Annotated in this window: 23 protein-coding genes and 1 riboswitch; of the genes, 15 read left to right on the forward strand and 8 right to left on the reverse strand. The window is 72.1% G+C overall.

Translation table 11 applies throughout. From position 1 onward, the window contains the following. Positions 1–26 precede the first annotated feature (26 nt). A complete protein-coding gene (gene whiG / locus ACFVU3_RS02140) occupies positions 27–860 on the forward strand; it encodes an RNA polymerase sigma factor WhiG (RefSeq protein WP_390062853.1) in 834 nt (277 codons plus the stop codon). A gap of 53 nt (positions 861–913) precedes the next feature. Next, positions 914–1,480 carry a TetR/AcrR family transcriptional regulator gene (locus ACFVU3_RS02145; RefSeq protein ID WP_390063015.1) on the forward strand — a complete coding sequence of 189 codons (567 nt, stop codon included), beginning with the start codon at positions 914–916 and terminating at the stop codon, positions 1,478–1,480. Between the two features lie 107 nt (positions 1,481–1,587). Here the strand turns inward: ACFVU3_RS02145 and ACFVU3_RS02150 are convergent, their stop codons facing one another. Beyond that, complete coding sequence (locus ACFVU3_RS02150; protein ID WP_390062854.1) at positions 1,588–2,037, reverse strand: murein hydrolase activator EnvC family protein; 450 nt, start codon at positions 2,035–2,037, stop codon at positions 1,588–1,590. A gap of 255 nt (positions 2,038–2,292) precedes the next feature. Here ACFVU3_RS02150 and rpsB point away from each other — a divergent pair, with 255 nt between their 5' ends. The 9 genes from rpsB to ACFVU3_RS02195 all read left to right on the forward strand — a co-directional run bounded on the left by rpsB (position 2,293) and on the right by ACFVU3_RS02195 (position 12,179). Continuing rightward, on the forward strand, positions 2,293–3,183 hold the full coding sequence (gene rpsB, locus ACFVU3_RS02155) for a 30S ribosomal protein S2 (RefSeq protein ID WP_390062855.1): 891 nt from the start codon (positions 2,293–2,295) through the stop codon (positions 3,181–3,183). 111 nt (positions 3,184–3,294) lie between these two features. Further along, complete coding sequence (tsf, locus tag ACFVU3_RS02160; RefSeq protein ID WP_390062857.1) at positions 3,295–4,131, forward strand: translation elongation factor Ts; 837 nt, start codon at positions 3,295–3,297, stop codon at positions 4,129–4,131. Positions 4,132–4,294: 163 nt separating this feature from the next. Next, positions 4,295–5,062, forward strand: a complete 768-nt coding sequence (pyrH, locus tag ACFVU3_RS02165; RefSeq protein WP_390062858.1) for a UMP kinase — start codon at positions 4,295–4,297, stop codon at positions 5,060–5,062. A 100-nt stretch (positions 5,063–5,162) separates the two neighbouring features. Next, on the forward strand, positions 5,163–5,720 hold the full coding sequence (frr, locus tag ACFVU3_RS02170; protein WP_383822912.1) for a ribosome recycling factor: 558 nt from the start codon (positions 5,163–5,165) through the stop codon (positions 5,718–5,720). Continuing rightward, positions 5,720–6,829 carry a phosphatidate cytidylyltransferase gene (locus tag ACFVU3_RS02175; protein ID WP_390062860.1) on the forward strand — a complete coding sequence of 370 codons (1,110 nt, stop codon included), beginning with the start codon at positions 5,720–5,722 and terminating at the stop codon, positions 6,827–6,829. Before frr ends, ACFVU3_RS02175 begins: the two co-directional genes overlap by 1 nt. 242 nt (positions 6,830–7,071) lie before the next feature. Further along, on the forward strand, positions 7,072–8,184 hold the full coding sequence (gene rlmN / locus ACFVU3_RS02180) for a 23S rRNA (adenine(2503)-C(2))-methyltransferase RlmN (RefSeq protein ID WP_390062862.1): 1,113 nt from the start codon (positions 7,072–7,074) through the stop codon (positions 8,182–8,184). A 29-nt stretch (positions 8,185–8,213) separates the two neighbouring features. Then, positions 8,214–8,323: riboswitch (TPP riboswitch) on the forward strand. A gap of 81 nt (positions 8,324–8,404) precedes the next feature. Next, on the forward strand, positions 8,405–9,490 hold the full coding sequence (locus tag ACFVU3_RS02185) for a thiamine ABC transporter substrate binding subunit (protein WP_390062863.1): 1,086 nt from the start codon (positions 8,405–8,407) through the stop codon (positions 9,488–9,490). A 38-nt stretch (positions 9,491–9,528) separates the two neighbouring features. After that, positions 9,529–11,142 carry an ABC transporter permease gene (locus ACFVU3_RS02190; RefSeq protein ID WP_390063016.1) on the forward strand — a complete coding sequence of 538 codons (1,614 nt, stop codon included), beginning with the start codon at positions 9,529–9,531 and terminating at the stop codon, positions 11,140–11,142. Further along, positions 11,142–12,179: an ABC transporter ATP-binding protein gene (locus ACFVU3_RS02195; RefSeq protein ID WP_390062864.1), complete on the forward strand. Its 1,038-nt coding sequence runs from the start codon at positions 11,142–11,144 to the stop codon at positions 12,177–12,179. Before ACFVU3_RS02190 ends, ACFVU3_RS02195 begins: the two co-directional genes overlap by 1 nt. A gap of 41 nt (positions 12,180–12,220) precedes the next feature. On the opposite strand, the gene ACFVU3_RS02200 is transcribed toward ACFVU3_RS02195, so the two are convergent. The 5 genes from ACFVU3_RS02200 to ACFVU3_RS02220 form a co-directional block, all read right to left on the reverse strand. Further along, positions 12,221–13,390 carry an LOG family protein gene (locus ACFVU3_RS02200; protein WP_390062865.1) on the reverse strand — a complete coding sequence of 390 codons (1,170 nt, stop codon included), beginning with the start codon at positions 13,388–13,390 and terminating at the stop codon, positions 12,221–12,223. Positions 13,391–13,510: 120 nt separating this feature from the next. Continuing rightward, positions 13,511–14,659 (reverse strand): hypothetical protein, encoded by a 1,149-nt coding sequence (locus tag ACFVU3_RS02205; protein ID WP_390062867.1) that lies wholly within the window; start codon positions 14,657–14,659, stop codon positions 13,511–13,513. Beyond that, positions 14,641–15,369 (reverse strand): ABC transporter ATP-binding protein, encoded by a 729-nt coding sequence (locus ACFVU3_RS02210; RefSeq protein WP_390062869.1) that lies wholly within the window; start codon positions 15,367–15,369, stop codon positions 14,641–14,643. The genes ACFVU3_RS02205 and ACFVU3_RS02210 overlap by 19 nt, the downstream gene beginning before the upstream one ends. Positions 15,370–15,580: 211 nt before the next feature. Next, entirely contained in the window at positions 15,581–16,969 is a 1,389-nt protein-coding gene (locus ACFVU3_RS02215; RefSeq protein WP_390062871.1) for an aspartate aminotransferase family protein, read from the reverse strand. Continuing rightward, a complete protein-coding gene (locus tag ACFVU3_RS02220) occupies positions 16,954–17,445 on the reverse strand; it encodes an Lrp/AsnC family transcriptional regulator (RefSeq protein ID WP_390062873.1) in 492 nt (163 codons plus the stop codon). Before ACFVU3_RS02220 ends, ACFVU3_RS02215 begins: the two co-directional genes overlap by 16 nt. 205 nt (positions 17,446–17,650) lie before the next feature. On the opposite strand from ACFVU3_RS02220, the gene ACFVU3_RS02225 reads away from it, so the two are divergent. The 3 genes from ACFVU3_RS02225 (at position 17,651) to ACFVU3_RS02235 (ending at position 21,005) form a co-directional block, all read left to right on the forward strand. Beyond that, complete coding sequence (locus ACFVU3_RS02225; RefSeq protein WP_390062875.1) at positions 17,651–19,087, forward strand: gamma-aminobutyraldehyde dehydrogenase; 1,437 nt, start codon at positions 17,651–17,653, stop codon at positions 19,085–19,087. A gap of 156 nt (positions 19,088–19,243) precedes the next feature. Continuing rightward, complete coding sequence (locus ACFVU3_RS02230) at positions 19,244–20,407, forward strand: spermidine/putrescine ABC transporter substrate-binding protein (protein ID WP_390062877.1); 1,164 nt, start codon at positions 19,244–19,246, stop codon at positions 20,405–20,407. Positions 20,408–20,462: 55 nt separating this feature from the next. Then, positions 20,463–21,005, forward strand: coding sequence for a hypothetical protein (locus ACFVU3_RS02235; protein ID WP_390062878.1), 543 nt, complete (start codon positions 20,463–20,465; stop codon positions 21,003–21,005). Here the strand turns inward: ACFVU3_RS02235 and ACFVU3_RS02240 are convergent. Further along, the gene (locus ACFVU3_RS02240) at positions 20,965–21,648 is read right to left on the reverse strand and encodes an IclR family transcriptional regulator (protein WP_390062880.1); all 684 of its coding nucleotides are present in this window, start codon (positions 21,646–21,648) and stop codon (positions 20,965–20,967) included. The genes ACFVU3_RS02235 and ACFVU3_RS02240 overlap by 41 nt on opposite strands. A gap of 73 nt (positions 21,649–21,721) precedes the next feature. Between ACFVU3_RS02240 and ACFVU3_RS02245 the strand changes: the two genes are divergently transcribed. Continuing rightward, positions 21,722–22,372: a nitroreductase family protein gene (locus tag ACFVU3_RS02245; RefSeq protein WP_390062882.1), complete on the forward strand. Its 651-nt coding sequence runs from the start codon at positions 21,722–21,724 to the stop codon at positions 22,370–22,372. Here ACFVU3_RS02245 and ACFVU3_RS02250 read toward each other — a convergent pair whose 3' ends face one another. After that, entirely contained in the window at positions 22,373–23,551 is a 1,179-nt protein-coding gene (locus tag ACFVU3_RS02250) for a serine hydrolase domain-containing protein (RefSeq protein ID WP_390062884.1), read from the reverse strand. Positions 23,552–23,616 lie beyond the last annotated feature (65 nt).

Consider the following 23,616-nt stretch of genomic DNA (forward strand, 5'->3'; position numbering starts at 1 on the left):
GACAGCAGAACGGCTCAAGGCAACGCATGCCCCAGCACACCTCCGGGTCTGACCGCGCTGCGGTGCCCCCCGCGGCCCGGGGCACCGTGCGGCCACCCGCGCCGACCTCCCTCGACGAGCTGTGGCGCTCGTACAAGACCACCGGGGACGAGCGGCTGCGGGAACAGCTGATCCTGCACTACTCGCCGCTCGTCAAGTACGTCGCAGGACGCGTCAGCGTCGGTCTGCCGTCCAACGTCGAACAGGCGGACTTCGTCTCCTCCGGGGTGTTCGGCCTCATCGACGCCATCGAGAAGTTCGACGTCGAGCGCGCCATCAAGTTCGAGACCTACGCCATCACCCGCATCCGCGGCGCGATGATCGACGAACTCCGTGCCCTCGACTGGATCCCCCGCTCCGTGCGCCAGAAGGCCCGCAACGTCGAGCGCGCCTACGCCACCCTGGAAGCTCAGCTCCGCCGCACCCCCAGCGAGAGCGAGGTCGCCGCCGAACTCGGCATCCAGCTGGAGGAACTGCACGCCGTCTTCAGCCAGTTGTCCCTGGCCAACGTCGTCGCCCTCGAAGAGCTCCTCCACGTCGGAGGCGAGGGCGACCGCCTCTCCCTCATGGACACCCTGGAGGACACGGCCGCCGACAACCCCGTCGAGGTCGCCGAGGACCGCGAACTGCGCCGGCTCCTCGCCCGCGCCATCAACACCCTCCCCGAGCGGGAGAAGACCGTCGTCACGCTCTACTACTACGAGGGCCTGACCCTCGCCGAGATCGGCCACGTCCTCGGCGTCACCGAGAGCCGCGTCAGCCAGATCCACACCAAGTCCGTCCTCCAGCTTCGCGCCAAGCTTGCCGACGTCGGGCGCTGACCCCGCCCGACCGGTCGTACAGTGGAGCCGTGCCCAGGATTCGAGCGGCCTCCGTGGCCGAGCACCGGACCATGCAGCGCGGCGCCCTGCTGGACGCCGCGCGATCCCTGCTGTCCGAGGGCGGGACGGAGGCGCTGACCTTCCCCGCGCTCGCCGAGCGCACCGGTCTCGCGCGCTCGTCGGTCTACGAGTACTTCCGCTCCCGCGCCGCCGTCGTCGAGGAACTCTGCGCGGTCGACTTCCCCGTCTGGGCCGCCGAGGTCGAACTCGCCATGGCCGGCGAGGACACCCCCGAGGCCAAGGTCGCCGCCTACGTCCGCACCCAGCTCGACCTCGTCGGCGACCGCCGCCACCGCGCCGTCGTCGCCATCTCCGCCGGCGAGCTCGACGACGGCGCCCGCGAGAAGATCCGCGCGGCCCACGGCGGCCTCGTCGCCATGGTCGTCGAAGCCCTCGCCGACCTCGGCATGACCGAACCCCGCCTCGGCGCCATGCTCCTCCAGGGCGTCGTCGACGCGGCCGTCCGCCGCATCGAACTCGGCGCCGCCGAGGACCCCGACCGCATCGCCGAAGCCGCCGTCACCATGGCCCTCCACGGCGTCACGGGCCCCACGACCTGACGGAACCGCGAGCCCTGCGGACGATCCAGGGGGCCTTCCCCCCCCGCCCCCTCCCCCCCCCGCCCCACCCACCCCCACCCACCCCCCCGCGCGCCCGTGGGCAGGGGTCACCTCGTCAAGGGCAGCAGTCGTGACGGTGTCCTCCTCAGGAGGGTCAGGGGGTCGAGGTAGAGGTCGCCCCGGAGGAGGCCCCAGTGGAGGCAGGCGCGGGGGCAGTGGGCGCCGGGGGCCACGCGGGCGAGGGGGTCTCCGGCGCGGACGCGGGTGCCGGCGGGGACGAGGGGGGTGACGGGGGTGAAGGTGGTGCGGAGCGGGGGTGCGCCGGTGCCGGGGAGGGTGAGGGTGAGGACGCCTCGCCCGCCGACGGGGCCGGCGAAGGTGACGGTGCCGGCGGCGGGGGCGTGGACGGTGGCGCCTTCGGGGGCGGCGAGGTCGATGCCCCGGTGGCCGGCGGCGTAGGGGCCCGCGGGGGGTTGCCAGGGGCGGAGGATCTCGGGGGCGGGCGGGCCGAGGGGCCACCAGAGGGCCAGGGCGAGGAGGAGCGTCGTCGTGTGCATGGGACGAGGGTGTCCGGTGCGTACCGACGGTGACCGGGGCGGGCGTTTTCTGTGGACGGGCGGGCGGCTGTGGACAGTGCCGTCACCCGGCGCTCCAGGGTTCCCGTACACTTCCTATGGCGACCCGGGTCACCGGGTCGACTTCGCACGCCCCGCCACTCGTCTCGCTGAGCGCGGTGGCAGCGCCTTTCGGTCCTTCGTGGCACGGCGCGCCGGGGCGTCAGGAACACAACCGAGAAACCCAAGGAGATGGCCATGGCCGTCGTCACGATGCGGGAGCTGCTGGAGAGCGGCGTCCACTTCGGTCACCAGACCCGTCGCTGGAACCCGAAGATGAAGCGCTTCATCTTCACCGAGCGCAACGGCATCTACATCATCGACCTGCTCCAGTCGCTGTCGTACATCGACCGCGCCTTCGAGTTCGTCAAGGAGACGGTCGCCCACGGTGGCTCCGTCATGTTCGTCGGTACGAAGAAGCAGGCCCAGGAGGCCATCGCCGAGCAGGCGACGCGTGTCGGCATGCCGTACGTCAACCAGCGTTGGCTCGGTGGCATGCTCACCAACTTCTCGACCGTCTACAAGCGTCTGCAGCGCCTCAAGGAGCTCGAGCAGATCGACTTCGAGGACGTCGCGGCCTCGGGTCTCACCAAGAAGGAGCTCCTGGTCCTCTCGCGCGAGAAGGCCAAGCTGGAGAAGACCCTCGGTGGTATCCGTGAGATGCAGAAGGTGCCCAGCGCCGTCTGGATCGTGGACACCAAGAAGGAGCACATCGCCGTCGGCGAGGCTCGCAAGCTCAACATCCCGGTCGTCGCGATCCTCGACACCAACTGCGACCCCGACGAGGTCGACTACAAGATCCCGGGCAACGACGACGCGATCCGCTCCGTCACCCTGCTCACCCGCGTGATCGCCGACGCCGTCGCCGAGGGCCTCATCGCCCGTTCCGGTGCCGCGACCGGTGACTCGAAGCCGGGCGAGAAGGCCGCCGGCGAGCCGCTCGCCGAGTGGGAGCGCGACCTGCTCGAGGGCGAGAAGAAGGCCGACGAGGCCGGCGCCGAGGTCCAGACCTCCGCCGAGACCGAGAAGGCCGTCGAGGCCGAGGCTCCGGCCGAGGCCGAGGCTGAGGCTCCGGCCGAGCAGGCCTGACCCTTCCGCACTCCGGAACACCACGGAGGTGACGGCGGGGGCCCATGAAGCCCCCGCCGTCCCGCCGTAGATCTTCGTAGATCTTTCTGACTTCGAGAGAGAAACAGACTCATGGCGAACTACACCGCCGCTGACGTCAAGAAGCTCCGTGAGCTCACCGGCGCCGGCATGATGGACTGCAAGAAGGCCCTCGAGGAGGCCGGCGGCGATGTCGACAAGGCCGTAGAGGCCCTGCGCATCAAGGGCCAGAAGGGTGTCGCCAAGCGTGAGGGCCGCTCCGCCGAGAACGGCGCCGTGGTCTCCCTCATCGCTGACGACAACACCTCCGGCGTCATCGTCGAGCTGAAGTGCGAGACGGACTTCGTCGCCAAGGGTGACAAGTTCCTCGCCGTCGCCGACGCCCTCGCCGCTCACGTCGCCGCCACCAAGCCGGCCGACATCGAGGCCCTGCTCGCCTCCGAGATCGAGGCCGGCAAGACCGTGCAGGCGTTCGTGGACGAGGCCAACGCCAACCTCGGCGAGAAGATCGTCCTCGACCGCTTCGCCGCCTACGCCGACGGCTACGTCGCCGCGTACATGCACCGCACCATGCCGGACCTCCCGCCGCAGATCGGCGTTCTCGTCGAGCTCGACAAGGAGGACGCCGCGGTCGCCAAGGGTGTCGCGCAGCACATCGCCGCCTTCGCGCCGAAGTACCTCACCCGTGAGGACGTCCCGGCCGAGGTCGTCGAGTCCGAGCGTCGCATCGCCGAGGAGACCACCCGCGCCGAGGGCAAGCCCGAGGCCGCGATCGCCAAGATCGTCGAGGGTCGCGTCAACGGCTTCTTCAAGGACGCCACGCTGCTCGGCCAGCCGTACGCCCTGGACAACAAGAAGTCCGTCCAGCAGATCCTGGACGAGGCCGGTGTCACCCTGAAGCGCTTCAGCCGCATCAAGGTCGGCATCTGAGTCCTTCGCCCACGCGACGGACAACAGACCCGGGTAGGGTCTGAGACAGTCGTCCCGCCCCGCGCGGGACGACCGCAGATGTGACGAGGAGGCCATTGCCGTACGGGAAACCCACGAGGACCCAGGGCAATGGCCTTCTTCGTATGTGCACGAGGAGATCTCCATGAATCAGGGCGCCGTACAGGGCGACGACGACAACAGCGGCAAGAAGCTCGGCCGCTACATGCTGAAGCTGTCCGGGGAAGCCTTCTCCGGCGGTACCGGTCTCGGTGTCGACCCCGACGTCGTGCACGCCATCGCGCGTGAGATCGCGGCCGTCGTCCGAGACGGCGCCCAGATCGCGATCGTGATCGGCGGCGGCAACTTCTTCCGTGGCGCGGAGCTCCAGCAGCGCGGCATGGACCGGGCCCGCTCCGACTACATGGGCATGCTCGGCACCGTGATGAACTGCCTCGCCCTCCAGGACTTCCTGGAGAAGGAGGGCATCGACTCGCGCGTCCAGACGGCCATCACCATGGGCCAGGTCGCCGAGCCGTACATCCCGCTGCGCGCCGTGCGCCACCTGGAGAAGGGCCGCGTGGTCATCTTCGGCGCCGGCATGGGCATGCCGTACTTCTCCACGGACACCACCGCCGCCCAGCGTGCTCTGGAGATCGACGCCGAGGCCCTGCTCATGGGCAAGAACGGCGTGGACGGCGTCTACGACTCCGACCCGAAGACCAACCCCGGTGCGGTGAAGTTCGACGCCCTGGAGTACGGCGAGGTCATCACCCGCGACCTCAAGGTCGCCGACGCCACCGCCATCACCCTGTGCCGCGACAACAAGCTCCCGATCCTCGTCTTCGAACTGCTCGCCGAGGGCAATATCGCGCGCGCCGTGACGGGTGAGAAGATCGGCACACTCGTGAGCGACCAGGGCACCCGGGCCTGAGGCCCGACCCAGCCGGGAACCGCCCCGCACGGGGCTGGACGACAGCCCTGCCGGTCGTACACCGTGCAGGACACAACGCGACGACACGCAGGAGCAAGTGGTGATCGAAGAGACCCTCCTCGAGGCCGAGGAGAAGATGGAGAAGGCCGTCGTGGTCGCGAAGGAGGACTTCGCCGCGATCCGCACCGGCCGTGCGCACCCGGCGATGTTCAACAAGATCGTGGCCGACTACTACGGTGCCATCACCCCCATCAACCAGCTGGCCTCGTTCTCGGTGCCGGAGCCGCGCATGGCCGTGGTGACCCCGTTCGACAAGAGCGCGCTGCGCAACATCGAGCAGGCCATCCGCGACTCGGACCTCGGCGTCAACCCGAGCAACGACGGCAACATCATCCGTGTGGTCTTCCCGGAGCTGACCGAGGAGCGCCGCAAGGAGTACATCAAGGTCGCCAAGGGCAAGGCCGAGGACTCCAAGATCTCGATCCGCTCCGTGCGCCGCAAGGCCAAGGAGACCATCGACAAGCTCGTCAAGGACGGCGAGGTCGGTGAGGACGAGGGCCGCCGCGCGGAGAAGGAGCTCGACGACACCACCGCGAAGTACGTCGCGCAGGTGGACGAGCTGCTGAAGCACAAGGAAGCCGAGCTCCTCGAGGTCTGATGAACGACTCATCCTGGGGGGCGCCGGCGGCCGGTTCAGGTCCCGGCGGACCCCACCAGGGGCCTGCCCCGGCGGGTCCCGCCCACGATCGGCACCAGGCGGCGCAGACTCGCCCCATGCCCATCGTGCCCGACGTACCCGCCGGCGGATTCCAGGACGGACACGGACGGGGGGCCGCTCACCAGCGCGGTCCCCTGTTCCGTGACGAGCAGCCGCACGAGCACCCGCAGGAGCCCATGCCCAGCCCCGCCCCGCCTCCTCCGCCTTCCACGGCCCCCGCGCCGCGGCAGAAGAAGAGCGCGGGCCGGGACCTGGGCGCGGCCATAGGGGTCGGCGTCGGCCTCGGGGCCGTGATCATCGCGTCGCTGTACATCTGGCCGCCGGCGTTCGTCGGCGTCGTGGCGGTCGCGGTGGTCGTCGGTCTGTGGGAGCTCACCTCCCGCCTCCAGGAGCGCAAGGGGATCAAGGCGCCCCTGGTGCCGCTGGCGGTCGGCGGCGCGGCCATGGTCGTCGCCGGGTACGTGCGGGGCCCCGAGGGCGCCTGGGTCGCGATGGCCCTGACGGCGCTCGCGGTGCTCGTCTGGCGGATGACGGAACCCCCCGAGGGGTATCTGAAGGACGTCACGGCGGGCGTCTTCGCCGCGTTCTACGTGCCGTTCCTGGCGACGTTCGTGGCGATGCTGCTGACCGCCGACGACGGGCCGGGGCGGGTGCTGACCTTCCTGCTGCTCACGGTGGTCAGCGACACCGGGGCGTACGCGGTCGGCTGGCGGTTCGGCAAGCACAAGCTGGCGCCGCGGATCAGCCCCGGCAAGACCCGCGAGGGGCTGTTCGGCGCGGTGGCCTTCGCGATGGCGGCCGGCGCGCTGTGCATGCAGTTCCTCATCGACGACGGCTCCTGGTGGCAGGGTCTGATCCTCGGCCTGGCGGTGGCGGCGAGCGCGACGCTCGGCGACCTCGGCGAGTCGATGATCAAGCGGGACCTCGGCATCAAGGACATGGGGACGCTGCTCCCCGGTCACGGCGGCATCATGGACCGGCTGGACTCGCTCCTGCCGACGGCGCCCGTGGTGTGGCTGCTGCTGGCGCTGTTCGTGGGCACGGGCTGAGCGGTCACGGCGGCGGCGCCTTCCGGCGGCACCGGACGGCCGGCCGGCCGCCGGAGCTCTTCGTCGGAACGGGTTGACGGACAGCGGGTACTCTGGAAGGGCTCGGGGCGTGCGCCCCGGGCCCTTTCGTCGTCCTCGCCACCGCGGGGACGGTCCAGTGAGGTCGCTCCGGCACCGCCGTGCCGCGCTCCCCGCCGTCGCGGGACGTCCGACCTCGTGCCTGTTTGAGGAGAGACGCCGCCGTGGCTCGTCCGGCCCCCGGAGAACTCACTTTCGTCGCCCCGCGCGGAGCCAAGAAGCCGCCGCGGCACCTCGCCGACCTGACGCCCGCCGAGCGGAAGGAGGCCGTCGCCGCGATCGGCGAGAAGCCCTTCCGCGCGAAGCAGCTGTCGACGCACTACTTCTCCCGGTACGCGCACGACCCCGCCGCGTGGACCGACATCCCGGCCGCCGCGCGGGAGAAGCTCGCCGGTGAGCTGCTGCCCGACCTGATGTCGGTGGTGCGGCACATCTCGTGCGACGACGACACCACCCGCAAGACGCTGTGGCGGCTGCACGACGGCACGCTCGTCGAGTCGGTGCTCATGCGCTACCCGGACCGGGTGACGATGTGCATCTCCTCGCAGGCCGGCTGCGGCATGAACTGTCCGTTCTGCGCGACCGGTCAGGCCGGTCTCGACCGGAACCTGTCGACCGCCGAGATCGTGCACCAGATCGTCGACGGCATGCGCGCGCTGCGTGACGGCGAGGTGCCCGGCGGGCCCGCGCGGCTGTCGAACATCGTCTTCATGGGCATGGGCGAGCCGCTCGCCAACTACAAGCGGGTCGTCGGAGCCATCCGCCGGCTGACCGACCCCGAGCCGGACGGCCTGGGGCTTTCCCAGCGCGGCATCACCGTGTCCACGGTGGGTCTGGTGCCGGCCATGCTCCGCTTCGCCGACGAGGGCTTCAAGTGCCGGCTCGCGGTCTCGCTGCACGCCCCCGACGACGAGCTGCGGGACACGCTGGTGCCGGTGAACACGCGCTGGAAGGTGCGGGAGGTGCTGGACGCGGCCTGGGAGTACGCGGAGAAGTCCGGCCGCCGGATCTCCATCGAGTACGCCCTCATCCGGGACATCAACGACCAGGCGTGGCGCGGTGACCTGCTGGGCAAGCTGCTGAAGGGCAAGCGGGTGCACGTCAACCTCATCCCGCTGAATCCGACGCCGGGCTCGAAGTGGACCGCCTCCCGCCCGGAGGACGAGAAGGCGTTCGTCGACGCGATCGCCCGCCATGGCGTGCCGGTGACCGTCCGCGACACCCGGGGCCAGGAGATCGACGGTGCCTGTGGACAGCTCGCGGCCTCCGAACGCTGACCTTGTACCCTGTGCTCGAACACACCTGCATATTCCGACAGGGGAGCGCCACAGCGCTGAGAGTGCGGTAACCGTAGACCGCAGACCCTCTGAACCTCGCCCAGGTCATTCTGGGTAGGAAGTTCGGTCGTAACTCGAGCTGTTGCGCCCTGCCCGCGTCCGGTCTCCCGGACGCGGGCAGGGCCGCGTCTCTTCCTGGTCCCACCCAGGAGGACAACACATGCACACCAAGAAGGCAGCCGCCGTCGCGCTGGCCGCGGCGTTCGGCGTCACGAGCCTCGCCGCCTGCTCCACCGAGGACATCCGCGGGGCCGCGGGCAAGACCGGGACGCCCGCGCCGAAGTCCGTGACCCTGGTGAGCCACGACTCCTTCAACGCCTCCAAGGAGGTGCTGGCGGAGTTCACGAAGCAGACCGGCTTCACCGTGAAGGTGCTGAAGGCCGGCGACGCGGGCGAGGCCGTCAACAAGGAGATCCTCACCAAGGGGTCCCCGCAGGGCGACGTCTTCTTCGGCGTCGACAACACGCTGCTCTCCCGCGCCCTCGACAACGGCATCTTCGAGACGTACGAGGCGAAGGGCCTGGACCGGATCCCGGAGACCTTCCGGCTCGACAAGCGCGTCACGCCGATCGACACCGGCGACATCTGCGTGAACTACGACAAGAAGTACTTCGCGGACAAGAAGCTGGCGCCGCCGCAGACCTTCGACGACCTGGCGAAGCCGGAGTACAAGGACCTGCTCGTGGTGGAGAACCCGGAGCGGTCCTCCCCGGGCCTCGGCTTCCTCCTCGGTACGGTCGCGCAGTACGGCGACGACGGCTGGCAGGACTACTGGTCGAAGCTGAAGGCCAACGGCGTGAAGACCGTCGACAGCTGGGAGCTCGCCTACAACCAGGAGTTCTCCGGCTCGGCCGGCGGCAAGGAGGCCAAGGGCGACCGTCCGCTGGTCGTCTCCTACGCCTCCAGCCCGCCGGTCGAGGTGCTGTACGCGGAGCCGCAGCCGAAGGAGGCGCCCACCGGGGTGTCCACCGGCACCTGCTTCCGGCAGATCGAGTTCGCGGGCCTGCTGCACGGGGCGAAGAACCCCGAGGGCGGCAAGGCGCTCATCGACTTCCTGATCTCGAAGAAGTTCCAGGAGGACATGCCGCTCCAGATGTTCGTGAACCCGGTGGCGAAGGACGCGGTCCTGCCGGAGCTGTTCACGCGGCACGGCGTGGTCGTCGAGAAGCCGCGGACGATGGCGCCGGAGAAGATCGCCGAGAAGCGTGAGGCGTGGATCCAGCAGTGGTCGTCGCTCCTCAAGTGAGGCGTGACCGCAGGGGGAGCGCGGCGCGGCTCGGCCTGATGGCCCTGCCCGTCGCGTTCTTCGCGGTCTTCTTCGCCTGGCCCGTCGTGTCGATCGTCGAGCGCGGGCTGCGGCCCGGCGGCGCCTGGGACCTGGGCGTGATCGGGACGACCCTGGGCCGGTCCGACATCCTCGGCGTGCTCGGCTTCACCGTGTGGCAGGCGGCCGCCTCCACGGGGCTCACGCTGCTGGTGGCGCTGCCGGGGGCGTACGTCTTCGCCCGCTTCGACTTTCCCGGGAAGGGCGTGCTGCGGGCGGTCGTCACCGTGCCGTTCGTGCTGCCCACGGTGCTGGTCGGCACGGCGTTCCTGGCCCTGGTGGGGCGGGGCGGCCTCACCGACGAGCTGTGGGGGCTGCGGCTCGACACGACGGTGTGGGCGATCCTCCTCGCGCACGTCTTCTTCAACTACGCGGTCGTCGTGCGGACGGTCGGCGGGCTGTGGGCGCAGCTCGATCCGCGCCAGGAGGAGGCCGCCCGGGTGCTCGGCGCGTCCCGGTGGCGGGCGTGGCGGGCGGTGACGCTGCCGGCGCTGGTGCCGGCGGTGTCGGCGGCGGCGCTGATGGTCTTCCTCTTCACCTTCACCTCGTTCGGCGTCGTGCAGATCCTCGGCGGGGACGCGTACACGACGCTGGAGGCGGAGATCTACCGGCAGACGGCCCGGCTGCTCGACCTGCGGACGGCGGCGGTGCTGACGCTGGTGCAGTTCGTGGCGGTGGGGGCGATCCTCGCCGTGCACGCCCGGACGGTGCGGAGGCGGGAGACGGCGCTGCGGCTGGTCCCGCCGGAGCTGACCGCGCGCAGGCCGCGCGGGGCCGGGCAGTGGGTTCTGCTGGCCGGGGTGCTGGTGTCGGTGGCGGTGCTGATCCTGCTGCCGCTCGGGGTGCTGGTGGAGCGTTCCTTCGCCACGCCGGAGGGGTACGGGCTGCGCTACTACCGGGCGCTGGGCTCGCTCGACGAGGCGGGTACGTTCCTGGTGCCGCCGCTGGAGGCGGTGGGGAACTCGCTGCGGTACGCGGTCGCGGCCACGGCCATCGCGGTGGTGATCGGCGGGCTCGCGGCGGCGGCGCTGACCAGGCGGGCGGGGCGGCTGGTGCGGGGCTTCGACGCGCTGCTGATGCTGCCGCTCGGGGTGTCGGCGGTCACCGTGGGTTTCGGGTTCCTGATCACTCTCGACGAGCCGCCGTTCGATCTGCGGGCCAGCTGGATCCTGGTGCCGCTGGCGCAGGCGCTGGTCGGTGTGCCGTTCGTGGTGCGGACGATGCTGCCGGTGCTGCGGGCGGTGGACGAGCGGCTGCGGGAGGCGGCGGCCGTGCTGGGGGCGTCGCCGTGGCGGGCCTGGCGGGAGGTGGACCTGCCGCTGGTGCGGCGGGCGCTGCTGATCGCGGCCGGGTTCGCGTTCGCGGTGTCGCTGGGCGAGTTCGGCGCGACCGTCTTCATCGCCCGGCCCGACAGTCCGACGCTGCCGGTCGCGGTGGCGCGGCTGCTCGGCCGGCCGGGCGAGCTCAACTACGGGCAGGCGATGGCCCTGTCGACGATTCTGATGGTGGTGTGCGCGGTCTCCCTGCTGCTGCTGGAGCGGCTGCGGACCGACCGGACCACCGGGGAGTTCTGATGCTGACCCTTGAGGGAGCGACGGTACGGTTCGGGGCGCGCGCGGTCCTCGACGCGGTGGACCTGGAGGTCGGCGAGCACGAGATCGTGTGCGTGCTGGGGCCGAGCGGGTCCGGGAAGTCGACGCTGCTGCGGGCGGTCGCGGGGCTCCAGGCGCTGGACGCGGGGCGGGTGCTGCTGGGCGGGGCCGACCAGGCGGGGGTGCCGGTGCACCGGCGGGGGGTGGGGCTGATGTTCCAGGACCACCAGCTGTTCCCGCAGCGGGACGTCGCCGGCAACGTGGCCTTCGGGCTCCGGATGCGCGGGGTGGCGAAGGACGAGCGGGCCGGTCGGGTGGCGGAGCTGCTCGACCTGGTGGGTCTGCCGGGGGCCGGGGGCCGGTCGGTCGCCGCGCTGTCGGGCGGCGAGCAGCAGCGGGTGGCGCTGGCGCGGGCGCTGGCGCCGAGGCCCCGGCTGCTGATGCTGGACGAGCCGCTGGGGCAGCTGGACCGGGGGCTGCGGGAGCGGCTCGTGGTGGAGCTGCGGTCGTTGTTCGGGCGGCTGGGGACGACGGTCCTGGCGGTCACCCACGACCAGGGGGAGGCGTTCGCGCTCGCGGACCGGGTGGTGGTGATGCGGGACGGGCGGATCGTGCGGTCGGGCACGCCGGTGGAGGTGTGGCAGCGGCCGGGTTCGGAGTTCGTGGCCCGCTTCCTCGGCTTCGAGAACGTGGTGGCGGCGACCGTGCGGGGCACGGTCGCGGAGACCGTGTGGGGCCGGGTCCCGGTGCCGGAGGGCGCGCCGTCGGGCGAGCGGACGCTGCTGGTGCGCCCGGCGGGCGTCCGGCCGGCGGCGGACGGCGCGGGCCTGGCCTGCCGGGTCGAGTCCCGCACCTTCCGGGGCCATCACGTGTCGGTCGTGCTGCGTCCGGCGGACGGGCCGCCGCTGGAGGCGGAGTTCCCGCTGCGGGAGGTGCCGGAGGTGGGCGCGGAGGTGGCGGTGGCGTTCCGCCCGGAGGACGTGGTGGTGCTGGACGGGGACGGTCGCGGCGGCTCGTAGGGCTCGTGGGGCTCGTGGGGCTTGTGGGGCTGTGTCCCCGCCTACGCGGCCGCGAGGCGTTCGAGGGCGGCCGGGGCGTCGTCTACGGAGTCGACCAGGGCGATCCGGGCGGCCATCGGGCGGCCCTCCGCGAGCCGTTCCAGGAGGGGCCAGGCGGGGAAGCGGTCGGTCCAGTGGGCGCGGTCGACGAGGACCATGGGAGTGGGGGTGCCGAGGGAGCCGTAGTAGTTCGACGTGGCGTCGTCGAAGATCTCCTGGACGGTGCCGGCGGCGCCGGGGAGGAAGACGACGCCGGCGGTGGAGCGGGCGAGGAGTCCGTCCTCGCGGAGCGCGTTGGCGAAGTACTTGGCGATGTGCCCGGCGAAGGCGTTGGGCGGTTCGTGGCCGTAGAACCAGGTGGGGAGGGAGACCGAGTCGCCGCCGCCCGGCAGCAGCTCCCGTACGGCGAAGGCGGCGCGGGCCCACTCCGTCACCGAGGGGGTGAAGGAGGGCGTCCTCGCGAGGAGGGCGAGGGCGTCGGCGAGGGCGGTGTCGGCGAGGGGGGCGGTGTAGGCGCCGAGGTTGGCGGCCTCCATCGCGCCGGGTCCGCCGCCGGTCGCGACGGTGTGGCCGGTGCGGGCGAGGGCGCGGCCGAGGCGGGCGGCGCCCGCGTACGCCTCGGTGCCGCGGCCCATCGCGTGGCCGCCCATGACGCCGATGGTCCGCCGGCCGGCGAGGTGTTCGTCGAGGGCGTCGCCGACGGCGTCGTCGTGGAGCGAGCGGAGCATCGAGGAGAAGACGTCGCCGTCGGCGCGAGTGGCGCCGAACCAGGCGTAGGAGCGGGCGTCGGGGGTGCGCGCGTAGCCGCCGTCGCCGGTGACCCCGTCGTACAGCTCGCCGGGGGTGTAGAGGCGGTTGCGGTACGGGTCGAAGGGGAGGTCGGGGACGGGCGGGAAGACCAGCGCCCCGTCGGCGCGCACCTTGGCCGCCGCCTCCGGTTCCATGGCGCAGCCGAGGAAGACGGTGGTGGCGGTGGAGGCGGTCAGCAGGGCGAAGGTGCGGTCGGTGAGGTCGACGGACTGGATCCGCTGTCCGGCGAGGCCGCCGGGCCGGGCGAGCGACGCGTCGAACTCGTCCAGGGTGTGGATCTCGCGCTCGTGCCGTCCCGCGCTCCCGGCGTCGCTCGCGCGGGGGGACCCCGGGGAGCGGGGCGGGGGTGGGGGCGTCGCCATGGGCCCACGATAGGCGGGCGGCGGCGTCCCGGCCCTCCGTACGGGACGGCCGCACGACCACGGCCGGGACCCCGTCGGGCCCCGGCCGTCGCTGGTGCGGCCCCGTGGCGGGCCGCGGGGTCAGGTGGTCAGCGGCAGGGCCGCGAGTTCGCCGATCAGCCAGGTGAGGGGCAGGAAGACGGCGAGCAGCGCTCCGGCGCGCAGCAGGGCGGCGGTGCGGAGCACGGTCGGCGGGGCGCCGAGCCGGGCCAGCGCCTCGGCGGTGTGGGCGCGGCACTGGCGGGACTCCAGGGCGGCGGTGAGCAGGGTCGCCGTGGTGCAGGCGAGGACGACGCCGGCGCCGAGGCCGGTGAGCGGTCCGAAGGCGGTGCCGCCGTCGGACGCCGCGTGGACGGTGGCGGCGGCGAGGGCGCCGGAGAGCACCGCGCCGACCACGCCGAGGGGGCGTCCGATGCGGGTGGCCTCGTCCATGAGGACGCGGCCGGCGAGGAGCCGTACGGCGCCGGGCCGGGCGGTCTGGAGGAGCCGGCCGGCCAGGTGGGTCAGGCCGGGGCCGGCCAGCGCGAGGCCGGCGGCGGTGAGGATCCAGCCGGCCAGGACGCCGCCGGGGGAGCCGTCGAAGCGGCCGGGCAGGGCGACGCCCTCGCCGCCGCCGCGGCCCGCGTACGTCTCCACGGCGAGGCCGACGGCGACCAGGGCGATGCCCCACGGGAGGCCGGTCGGGAGGGGCCGGGCGGCGCCCTCGGGGGAGGGGGTCCGGGTGCGGGGGCGCAGCGCGAGTCCGGCGGCGGTGGCGCCGGCGACGGGCACGACCGCGAGCAGGGTGAGGGCGGCGGCCAGCGGGAGCGGCTGCTCGGCGGCGAGCAAACCGGCGGCGGCCCCGTCGAAGGGGAGGCCGGTGATGTCGCCGCGCAGGTGCAGGTAGACCAGGAGGGCGGTCATGGAGCCGAGGGTGCAGGCGACGGCGGTGGAGGTGGCGGCGATGGCGGTGAGCCGGGCCGGGCCGAGGCCGAGGGAGGCCAGGCCGGGGCGGGGCCGGGTGGCGGGGTCGGTGCGGGCGACGGCGACGGCGAACTGGACGGTGGCGGCGATCGGCAGGGCGCACCAGAGCAGCCGCAGCACGGAGGCGGCGGAGTGCTCGGGGTGGCCGACGGCGTAGCCGAGCGTGCACAGGAGCAGGAAGCCCACGCCGGCCGCGGCCGCGGCGACGAGGAGCCGCCGCAGCTGGACCAGCGGGTGGGAGCCGCGGACTAGACGGAGAGCGAGCACGCGGCGACGCCCTCCGCCCCCGTGGCGGGCGGCACGCTGCCGGCCCGGCGTCCGTCGAGCAGGGCGACCGTGCGGTCGGCGAGCGCCGCGACCTCGCCGTCGTGGGTGGCGAGGAGCACGGTGATGCCGTGCGAGCGGGCGGCGGCGGTGAGGGTGCGGAGCACCTGCGCGCCGTCGGCCCGGTGCAGGGCGGCGATGGGTTCGTCGGCGAAGAGGACGGCCGGGGTGGCGGCGAGCGCGCGGGCGATGGCGACGCGCTGGCGCTGGGAGCGGGTGAGGGCGTGCGGGCGGGTGGGGCCGCAGGAGCCGATGTCGAGGCGGTCGAGCCATTCGCCGGCGGTGGTCTTCGCGGCCCGGTGGGGGACGCCGCGGAGCAGCAGCGGGAGGGCGGTGTTCTCCCAGGCGGTGAGTTCGGGGACCAGGCCGGCGTCGGGGCCGATCCAGCCGAAGCGTTCGCGGCGGAGCCGTTCGCGTCCTGCCGGGGTGAGGGTGTGGACCGGGGAGCTGTTGAACCAGACCTCGCCCTTCTGGGCGGGGAGTTCTCCGGAGAGGCAGCGCAGGAGGGTGGTCTTGCCGCTGCCGCGGGGGCCGGTCACGGCGAGGATCTCGCCCTCGCGGACGCCGACGGAGACGCCGCTGAGGGCCTCCGTGCCGCCCAGGGAGCAGTGCAGGGAACGCGCCCAGAGCACGTCGTTGTCCGGTGGGGCCATCGCGTACACCTCGATGTCGGATCCGATTCTTGCGTTCCCCCGTCCGGGGGAACGAGGGTCGGGCCTGTCGGTCACTGGGCACCGTAAGTATTCGGATCCGTTTGTACGGACAGCACGCGGCCCGGGCCGCCGCCATCCACTCGGATGGCGGCATGCCCGGGCCGTGGGGGTCACGCCGTGAGGGCGGCGTGGTGCCAGGGGGAGAAGCCCTTTAGAGCTTGGTCCACGCCTCGGTCAGCACGTTGCGCAGGATGCCCTCGATCTCGTCGAAGGTGCCCTGGTCGGCGATGAGCGGCGGGGCCAGCTGGATGACCGGGTCGCCACGGTCGTCGGCCCGGCAGTACAGGCCGTTCTCGAAGAGCGCCTTGGAGAGGAAGCCGTACAGGACGCGCTCGGTCTCCTCGTCCGTGAAGGACTCCTTGGTGACCTTGTCCTTGACGAGCTCGATGCCGTAGAAGAAGCCGTTGCCGCGGACGTCGCCGACGATCGGGAGGTCGTGCAGCTTCTTCAGGGTGTCGAAGAAGTTGCCCTCCTGGTCGAGGACGTGCTGGTTCAGGCCCTCCTTGTCGAAGATGTCCAGGTTGGCGATCGCGACCGCCGAGGACACCGGGTGGCCACCGAAGGTGTAGCCGTGGAGGAAGGTGTTGTCGCCCTTGTAGAACGGCTCGGCGATGCGGTCCGAGATGATGCAGGCGCCGATCGGGGAGTAGCCCGAGGTCATGCCCTTGGCGCAGGTGATCATGTCCGGCACGTAGCCGAACTTGTCACAGGCGAACATCGTGCCGAGGCGGCCGAAGGCGCAGATCGTCTCGTCGGAGACGAGCAGCACGTCGTACTGGTCGCAGATCTCGCGGACGCGCTGGAAGTAGCCGGGCGGCGGCGGGAAGCAGCCGCCGGCGTTCTGCACCGGCTCCAGGAAGACGGCCGCGACGGTGTCGGGGCCCTCGAAGAGGATCTGCTGCTCGATCTGGTCGGCGGCCCAGCGGCCGAAGGCCTCGGGGTCGTCGCCGTGGATCGGGGCGCGGTAGATGTTGGTGTTCGGCACCTTGTGCGCGCCGGGGACCAGCGGCTCGAAGGGAGCCTTCAGGGCCGGCAGGCCGGTGATGGACAGGGCGCCCTGCGGGGTGCCGTGGTAGGCGACCGCACGCGAGATGACCTTGTACTTGGTGTGCTTGCCCTGCAGCTTGAAGTACTGCTTGGCGAGCTTCCACGCGGTCTCGACGGCCTCGCCGCCACCGGTGGTGAAGAAGACCTTGTTGAGGTCGCCCGGAGCGTAGTCCGCGAGGCGCTCGGCGAGCTCGACGGCCTTGGGGTGCGCGTACGACCACACCGGGAAGAAGGCGAGCTCCTGGGCCTGCTTGTACGCGACCTCGGCCAGCTCCTGGCGGCCGTGACCGGCGTTGACCACGAACAGTCCCGCGAGACCGTCGAGGTAGCGCTTGCCCTTGTCGTCGAAGATGTAGGTGCCCTCACCGCGGACGATGGTGGGGACGGGGCTGTTCTCGTACGACGACATGCGGGTGAAGTGCATCCACAGGTGGTCGTAGGCGGACTTTGACAGGTCGCTGCGGGACTGGGTCACGGTTATCGGGTTCCCCACATGTAGGTCTGCTTCTTGAGCTTCAGGTAAACGAAGCTCTCGGTGGAGCGCACGCCGGGGAGCGTGCGGATCCGCTTGTTGATCACTTCCAGGAGGTGGTCGTCGTCCTCGCAGACGATCTCCACCATCAGGTCGAACGAGCCCGCGGTCATGACCACGTACTCGCACTCGGGCATCTCGGTCAGCGCTTCCGCGACCGGATCCAGGTCACCCTCGACGTGGATGCCGACCATCGCCTGTCGCCTGAGGCCCACGGTGAGCGGGTCGGTGACGGCGACGATCTGCATGACGCCCTGGTCGAGGAGCTTCTGGACGCGCTGCCGCACGGCCGCTTCGGAGAGGCCGACGGCCTTGCCGATGGCGGCGTAGGGACGGCGGCCGTCCTCCTGGAGCTGCTCGATGATCGCCAGGGAGACGGCATCGATCGTCGGGGACGAACCGGTTCCGGTTCTGGAGTCTGCGCTTCGACTGGCCACGTCCTCACTGTGCACCGAGATGGGCCGTCGCGCAACCCCAGAGCGATGTAATTCGTTGTTCAGAGCCCCTGATGTCACCGAATCCGAAGTCGGAGGGCTCCGGGGCTGTTGAAAGCGTCAGCCGAGCAAGTAGGCTGAGGTGTCTCACCCATCGGGACGCCCGCACAAGGCCGTGCGGAACAGAACGTGACAGGAGGGGTGGCAAGTGACCACCGAGCTGCGCCGGCTGCGCAACTACATCGACGGAGAGTTCCGCGACGCGGCCGACGGCCGCACCATCGAGGTGACCAACCCGGCCACCGGCGAGGTGTACGCGACCTCTCCGCTCTCCGGCCAGGCCGACGTCGACGCCGCCATGGAGGCCGCCGCGGCCGCCTTCCCCGCCTGGCGCGACACCACGCCGTCCGAGCGCCAGAAGGTGCTCCTCAAGATCGCCGACGCCTTCGAGGAGCGGGCCGAGGAGCTCATCGCCGCCGAGGTCCTCAACACCGGCAAGCCGACCGCCCTCGTCGCGAGCGAGGAGGTTCCGCCGATGGTGGACCAGATCCGCTTCTTCGCGGGTGCCGCCCGTCTGCTCGAGGGCCGCTCGGCCGGCGAGTACATGGAGGGCATGACCTCCATCATCCGCCGCGAGCCCGTCGGCGTCTGCGCCCAGGTCGCGCCGTGGAACTACCCGATGATGATGGCCGTGTGGAAGTTCGCCCCGGCCCTCGCCGCGGGCAACACGGTCGTCCTCAAGCCCTCGGACACCACCCCCGCCTCCACCGTCCTGATGGCCGAGATCATCGGCGCGATCGTCCCCAAGGGCGTCTTCAACGTCATCTGCGGCGACCGCGAGACCGGCCGCGCCATGGTCGAGCACCCGACCCCGGCGATGGCCTCCATCACCGGCTCCGTCCGGGCCGGCATGCAGGTCGCCGAGTCGGCGGCCAAGGACGTCAAGCGCGTCCACCTGGAGCTGGGCGGCAAGGCCCCGGTCGTCGTCTTCGAGGACACCGACATCGAGAAGGCCGTCGAGGACATCTCCGTCGCGGGCTTCTTCAACGCCGGCCAGGACTGTACGGCCGCCACCCGCGTGCTCGTCCACGAGTCCATCCACGACGAGTTCGTCGCCGCCCTCGCCAAGGCCGCCGCCGAGACGAAGACCGGCCAGCCGGACGACGAGGACGTGCTCTACGGTCCGCTCAACAACGCCAACCAGCTGAAGCAGGTCGCCGGCTTCATCGACCGCCTCCCGGCCCACGCCAAGGTCGAGTCCGGCGGCCACCGCGTCGGCGACAAGGGCTACTTCTACGCCCCGACCGTCGTCTCCGGCCTCCGGCAGGACGACGAGATCGTCCAGAACGAGGTCTTCGGCCCGGTCATCACCGTCCAGTCCTTCACGGACGAGGCCCAGGCCCTGGAGTTCGCCAACGGCGTCGAGTACGCCCTGGCCTCCTCCGTCTGGACCAAGGACCACCAGCGCGCCATGCGCATGTCCAAGTCCCTCGACTTCGGCTGCGTGTGGATCAACACCCACATCCCGCTGGTCGCCGAGATGCCGCACGGCGGCTTCAAGAAGTCCGGCTACGGCAAGGACCTCTCCGCGTACGGCTTCGAGGACTACACGCGCATCAAGCACGTCATGACCTCCCTGGGCTGACCCCCTCGGCAGCCCTCCCGCCACGGCCCCGGCACCCGTCGACCCGATGATCGACAAGGTGTCGGGGCCGTGGCGTGCCGCTCGACGGAGCGTCCATTGCGGCAGCTCACGGCCGGAGGCGATGCTTCGCGGGTGAGAGCGATAGCCAGGAACCCCATGCCGCGCCGGTCCCTCCTGCGGGGTCTCGGCGCCGCCGGAGCCGGTGGCCTCCTCGCCGCCTGCGGCGTGAAGCCCGCCTACGTCGCCGAGGACGAGCGGGCCGGCCGCGACCTGTCCGGCCGCGAGCGCAGCGTCACCTTCGCCAACTGGCCCCTCTACATCGACACCGACGACGAGGATTCGCAGAAGCGGCCGACCCTCGACGCCTTCCGGGAGCGGACCGGGATCTCCGTCCGCTACACCGAGGAGATCAACGACAACGACGAGTTCTTCGGCAAGGTCGGCCCCGCCCTCATGAACGGCCAGGCCACCGACCGCGACCTCATCGTCGTCAGCGACTGGATGGCGGCCCGCTTCGTCCGCCTCGGCTGGGTCCAGAAGATGGACCGCGCCGCCCAGACCCACGTCGCCGGCCAGCTCGACCCGCAGCTGCGCCGCCCCGCCTTCGACCCGGGCCGGCTCCACTCCGTGCCCTGGCAGTCCGGCATCACCGGCATCGCCTACAACCGCCGCAGGCTCGGCCGGGAGCTGCGCTCCACGCGCGAACTGTGGGACGCCGACCTGCGCGGCAAGGTCACCCTCCTCTCCGGCCTCGACGAGTCCATCTCCCTGCTCATGCAGGGCGACGGAGTGGACGTCACGCGCTGGACCGAGTCCGACTTCCACGCCGTCTGCGACCGGGTCGAGGAGCTGGTCCGGACGAAGCACATCCGCCGCTTCACCGGCAACGACTACATCAAGGACCTCGCCGCCGGCGACGTGCTCGCCTGCCAGGCGTACTCCGGCGACGTCATCCAGCTCCAGGCCGACAACCCCGACATCGAGTTCGTCGTCCCCGAGGAGGGCGGCGAGCTGTGGGCCGAGTCGCTGATGATCCCCAACCTCGCCCGCCACAAGGCCAACGCCGAGCGGCTGGTCGACTACTACTACGAGCCCGAGGTCGCCGCCGAGCTCGCCGCCTGGGTCAACTACGTCTGCCCGGTCCCCGCCGCCCAGGCCGTCCTCGCCGACTCCGGCGACGAGGAACTGGCCGCGCTCGCCGAGGATCCGCTGATCTTCCCGGACCGCGAGATGCGGAGCCGGCTCGCCATCGCCCGCGACATCGCCGCCTCCGAGCGCAAGGACATGGCCAAGCGCTGGAACGGGATCGTCGGCCTGTAGGAGCACCGGGACCCCCCGTTTTTGAACACGTTCAGAGCAGGCGTACGCTGTGCCCATGAGCGACACGAACGGGCCGAGAGCCCTTCTCGCGCGCATCCGCGCCTGGCTGATCTTCTTCGTCGTCTGTCTCGTCCTGAGCGGGGCCACCGCCTTCCCGCTCGTCACCGAACTCCGCTGGCTCGACTCCTCGCTGACCGGCTGGGCCGCCCCCGTCGCCGACGCCCTCCCCGGGCTCGCCGAGTGGATCCACAAGGTGGCCGGCGGGGTCGGGGCCGCCGGCACCGACGCCCCGTACCTCCTCTACGGCACCGACTGGCTGGCCTTCGCCCACCTCGTCATCGCCGTCGCCTTCTACGGGCCCTACCGCGACCCGGTCCGCAACATCTGGGTCGTCGAGTTCGGCATGATCGCCTGCGCCGGCATCATCCCCCTGGCCCTGATCTGCGGGCCCATCCGGGACATCCCCTTCTGGTGGTCGGTCATCGACATGTCCTTCGGGGTCTTCGGCATCCTGCCGCTCCTCCACGTCCGCCGCATGATCAAGCGCCTGGAGGCCGTCACGGCCACGGCGGCGGCACCGGAGGCCGTACCCGCGTAGCCGCCGCCCGGACCGCCGCCGCCACCCGGTCCAGGGGGACACCGGTCGGGACGGTCACGCCCAGCGCGGCGACCGTCCCCGCCGGACCCCGCACCGGGGCGGCCACCGTCACCTCGCCCAGCCGGAACTCCTCGGCGCAGACCGCGAGTCCCTCCGCCCGCACCCGGGCCAGCCGGGCGGCCAGCGCCCCCGGCGCGACGACGGTGTGCCGGGTGTGCCGGGCCGGCTCCGCCGGCGGGGCGGCCAGCAGCACCTGCCCGTACGCCGTCGCGTGCGGCGGCGGCCGCTCCCCGCTCACCAGGCACAGCACCCCGCCGGCCGGCGGCGCCGCGGGCACCGCCAGATCCGCGTGACCGCCGGTCCGCGCGCCCAGCGCCCGCAGCGCCGGAAGCGCCGCGTCGAGCAGCCCGCGCGGACAGGGCGCCGCCGCGCCGAGCACCCGCAGCCGGAGCCCCAGCCGGTACGTGCCGTCCGCCGTCCGCTCCAGACCGCCCCAGGCCACCAGCTCCCGCACCAGGCGCAGCGCCGTCGGCGCGGGGAGCCCCGTGCGCGCCGCGATGTCGGTGAGCCGCAGCGCCGCGGGGCCTTCGCCCTCGAAGGCGTCCAGCACCGAGAAGAGCCGTCCCGCCACGCTCTCGCCCACCCCGTCACCCCGTCTTTCACCCAGTGGAAGCCCGGACTTCCCGCCGCCGTCCGGCCCGTACGAGGCTCAACACATGAACCTCGGTCTCGCTTCCGACACCCTGCTCTCCACCACCCGGGCCGTCCGGCACCGGCTCGACCTCACCCGGCCGGTGCCCCGCGCCCTCCTGGAGGAGTGCGTCGACCTCGCCGTCCAGGCGCCCACCGGCCGCAACCGGCAGCGCTGGCACTTCGTGATCGTCACCGACCCGGAGCGCCGGGCCGTCCTCGCCGACCTGTGGCGGGCGAGCCTGGACGCGCCCGGGGCCCACCAGCCGCTGCCCGCCCGGGACGTGCGCCGGGCCGAGGTGGCGCCCGGGGTGATGGACCGGGTGTACGCGGGCGTCGGACACCTGTACCGGCACCTGCACGAGGTGCCCGCCTACGTCGTCCCCTGCGTGGAAGGGCGGACCGAAGGGCTCTCCGTCACCCACCAGGCCGGGACCTGGGGGTCGATCCTGCCGGCCGCGTGGAGCTTCATGCTGGCCGCCCGCGAGCGCGGCCTCGGCACCGTGTGGACGACCGGGAACCTGCCGCTGGAGCGGGAGTTCGCCGCCGCGCTCGGCATCCCGTACGGGGAGGTCATGCAGGCCGCCTTCATCCCCGTCGCGTACACGATCGGCACCGACTTCCGTCCCGCCCGGCGGATCCCCCGCGAGCAGGTCCTGCACTGGGACCGCTGGTGATCAGTCCGGCAGGCCGTAGGCCCCGACCATCAGGCCGAGGACCGTCCGGTTGGTGTCCTGGCCCTTGGCGTCGGTCGAGTTGACGGAGTAGACCAGGGTCCGCTCCCCGTGCCGGGTCGAGGCGATGGCCGCGTTGTACCCCCAGCGGCCGCCGGTCTTGCCCCAGACCTCGCGCCCGCCGAGCCGCTTCATCGACAGGCCGACGGAGAAGGCCGCCGGGTCGCCGCTGCGGAGGTCCGTCACCTTCGGCAGGGTGAACATCTCCTCCAGGAGCGGACCGCGGACCACCCGGCCCGCGAACAGGGCCCGGGTGAACCGCTCCAGGTCCGCCGTGGTCGAGATCAGGTCGCCGGCCGCCCAGCCGTCCGTCGTCCCCCAGACCGAGACGTCCCGCAGCCCGGTCGTCCCGTCCTCCAGCAGCATCGTCTGGTAGCCGTGGTTGTACGGCCCGGCGATCCCCGGGGCCTCGCCCGGGAGGTACGTGTCCCTCAGCCCGAGCGGGCGCAGGATCCGCCGCTCCACCTGCTCCTCGTACGTGTCGCCGGTGACCCGCTCCACGATCAGGCCGGCGATCGTGTAGCCGATGTTCAGGTAGTGCTGACGGGTGCCGGGACGGAACTCGCGCGGCTTCGCGGTCGCCGAGCGGACCATCTCCCGCGGGTCGTGGACCTCGAAGCGGTTCGCGTACCACTCCTCGACCGTCCCTCCGGCGAAGTTCGGGGCGGGGATGCCGTGCGTGTGGTCGAGGAGCTGACGGACCGTCACCGTCGCGTACCGGCCCGGGATCAGCTCCGGCAGGTACGAGCGGGCCGTCCGGTCCAGGTCGATCCGGCCCTCCGCGGCGAGCTGGAGCACCGTCGCCGCCGTGAAGACCTTCGTCACCGAACCCGCCCGGAAGCGGGCCGCCGGGTCGGCCGGCGCCCCCGACTCCAGGTCGTGGACGCCCGCGCTGCCCGCCCAGGAACCCTCGGTGCCGCCGACCCGGACCAGCGCCGCCGTCGCGTCGGCGCGCGGCAGGCCCGCGATCACCGCCGACAGGTCCGGGGCCTGCGGGCCGGCCGCCGGGACCGCCGTCGCCGCCGTCGCCGTCGTCGCGAAGGCGGGGGAGAGGGCGCCGGGGCCGGCCGCGACCCCCAGGACCAGGGTCGCGGCGAGCAGGGCGCGGGTGGACTTCCGCATGGTCAACTCCAGTGGTGTGAGCCGTCGTTCCGATGGCTCCATCCTGCTGACCCGCGTCGGTCCGC

Source organism: Streptomyces sp. NPDC058052 (genome assembly GCF_042885515.1).
Taxonomy (GTDB): domain Bacteria; phylum Actinomycetota; class Actinomycetes; order Streptomycetales; family Streptomycetaceae; genus Streptomyces.

Excerpts from the sequence above, each read along its gene's own strand:
- rpsB (WP_390062855.1), top strand. The coding sequence starts at position 2,293 with ATGGCCGTCGTCACGATGCGGGAGCTGCTGGAGAGCGGCGTCCACTTC.
- ACFVU3_RS02150 (WP_390062854.1), bottom strand. The coding sequence starts at position 2,037 with ATGCACACGACGACGCTCCTCCTCGCCCTGGCCCTCTGGTGGCCCCTC.
- whiG (WP_390062853.1), top strand. The coding sequence starts at position 27 with ATGCCCCAGCACACCTCCGGGTCTGACCGCGCTGCGGTGCCCCCCGCG.
- tsf (WP_390062857.1), top strand. The coding sequence starts at position 3,295 with ATGGCGAACTACACCGCCGCTGACGTCAAGAAGCTCCGTGAGCTCACC.
- ACFVU3_RS02195 (WP_390062864.1), top strand. The coding sequence starts at position 11,142 with ATGCTGACCCTTGAGGGAGCGACGGTACGGTTCGGGGCGCGCGCGGTC.
- ACFVU3_RS02200 (WP_390062865.1), bottom strand. The coding sequence starts at position 13,390 with ATGGCGACGCCCCCACCCCCGCCCCGCTCCCCGGGGTCCCCCCGCGCG.
- ACFVU3_RS02175 (WP_390062860.1), top strand. The coding sequence starts at position 5,720 with ATGAACGACTCATCCTGGGGGGCGCCGGCGGCCGGTTCAGGTCCCGGC.
- ACFVU3_RS02245 (WP_390062882.1), top strand. The coding sequence starts at position 21,722 with ATGAACCTCGGTCTCGCTTCCGACACCCTGCTCTCCACCACCCGGGCC.
- ACFVU3_RS02190 (WP_390063016.1), top strand. The coding sequence starts at position 9,529 with ATGGCCCTGCCCGTCGCGTTCTTCGCGGTCTTCTTCGCCTGGCCCGTC.
- ACFVU3_RS02230 (WP_390062877.1), top strand. The coding sequence starts at position 19,244 with ATGCCGCGCCGGTCCCTCCTGCGGGGTCTCGGCGCCGCCGGAGCCGGT.
- ACFVU3_RS02235 (WP_390062878.1), top strand. The coding sequence starts at position 20,463 with ATGAGCGACACGAACGGGCCGAGAGCCCTTCTCGCGCGCATCCGCGCC.
- ACFVU3_RS02250 (WP_390062884.1), bottom strand. The coding sequence starts at position 23,551 with ATGCGGAAGTCCACCCGCGCCCTGCTCGCCGCGACCCTGGTCCTGGGG.
- ACFVU3_RS02210 (WP_390062869.1), bottom strand. The coding sequence starts at position 15,369 with ATGGCCCCACCGGACAACGACGTGCTCTGGGCGCGTTCCCTGCACTGC.
- pyrH (WP_390062858.1), top strand. The coding sequence starts at position 4,295 with ATGAATCAGGGCGCCGTACAGGGCGACGACGACAACAGCGGCAAGAAG.
- ACFVU3_RS02185 (WP_390062863.1), top strand. The coding sequence starts at position 8,405 with ATGCACACCAAGAAGGCAGCCGCCGTCGCGCTGGCCGCGGCGTTCGGC.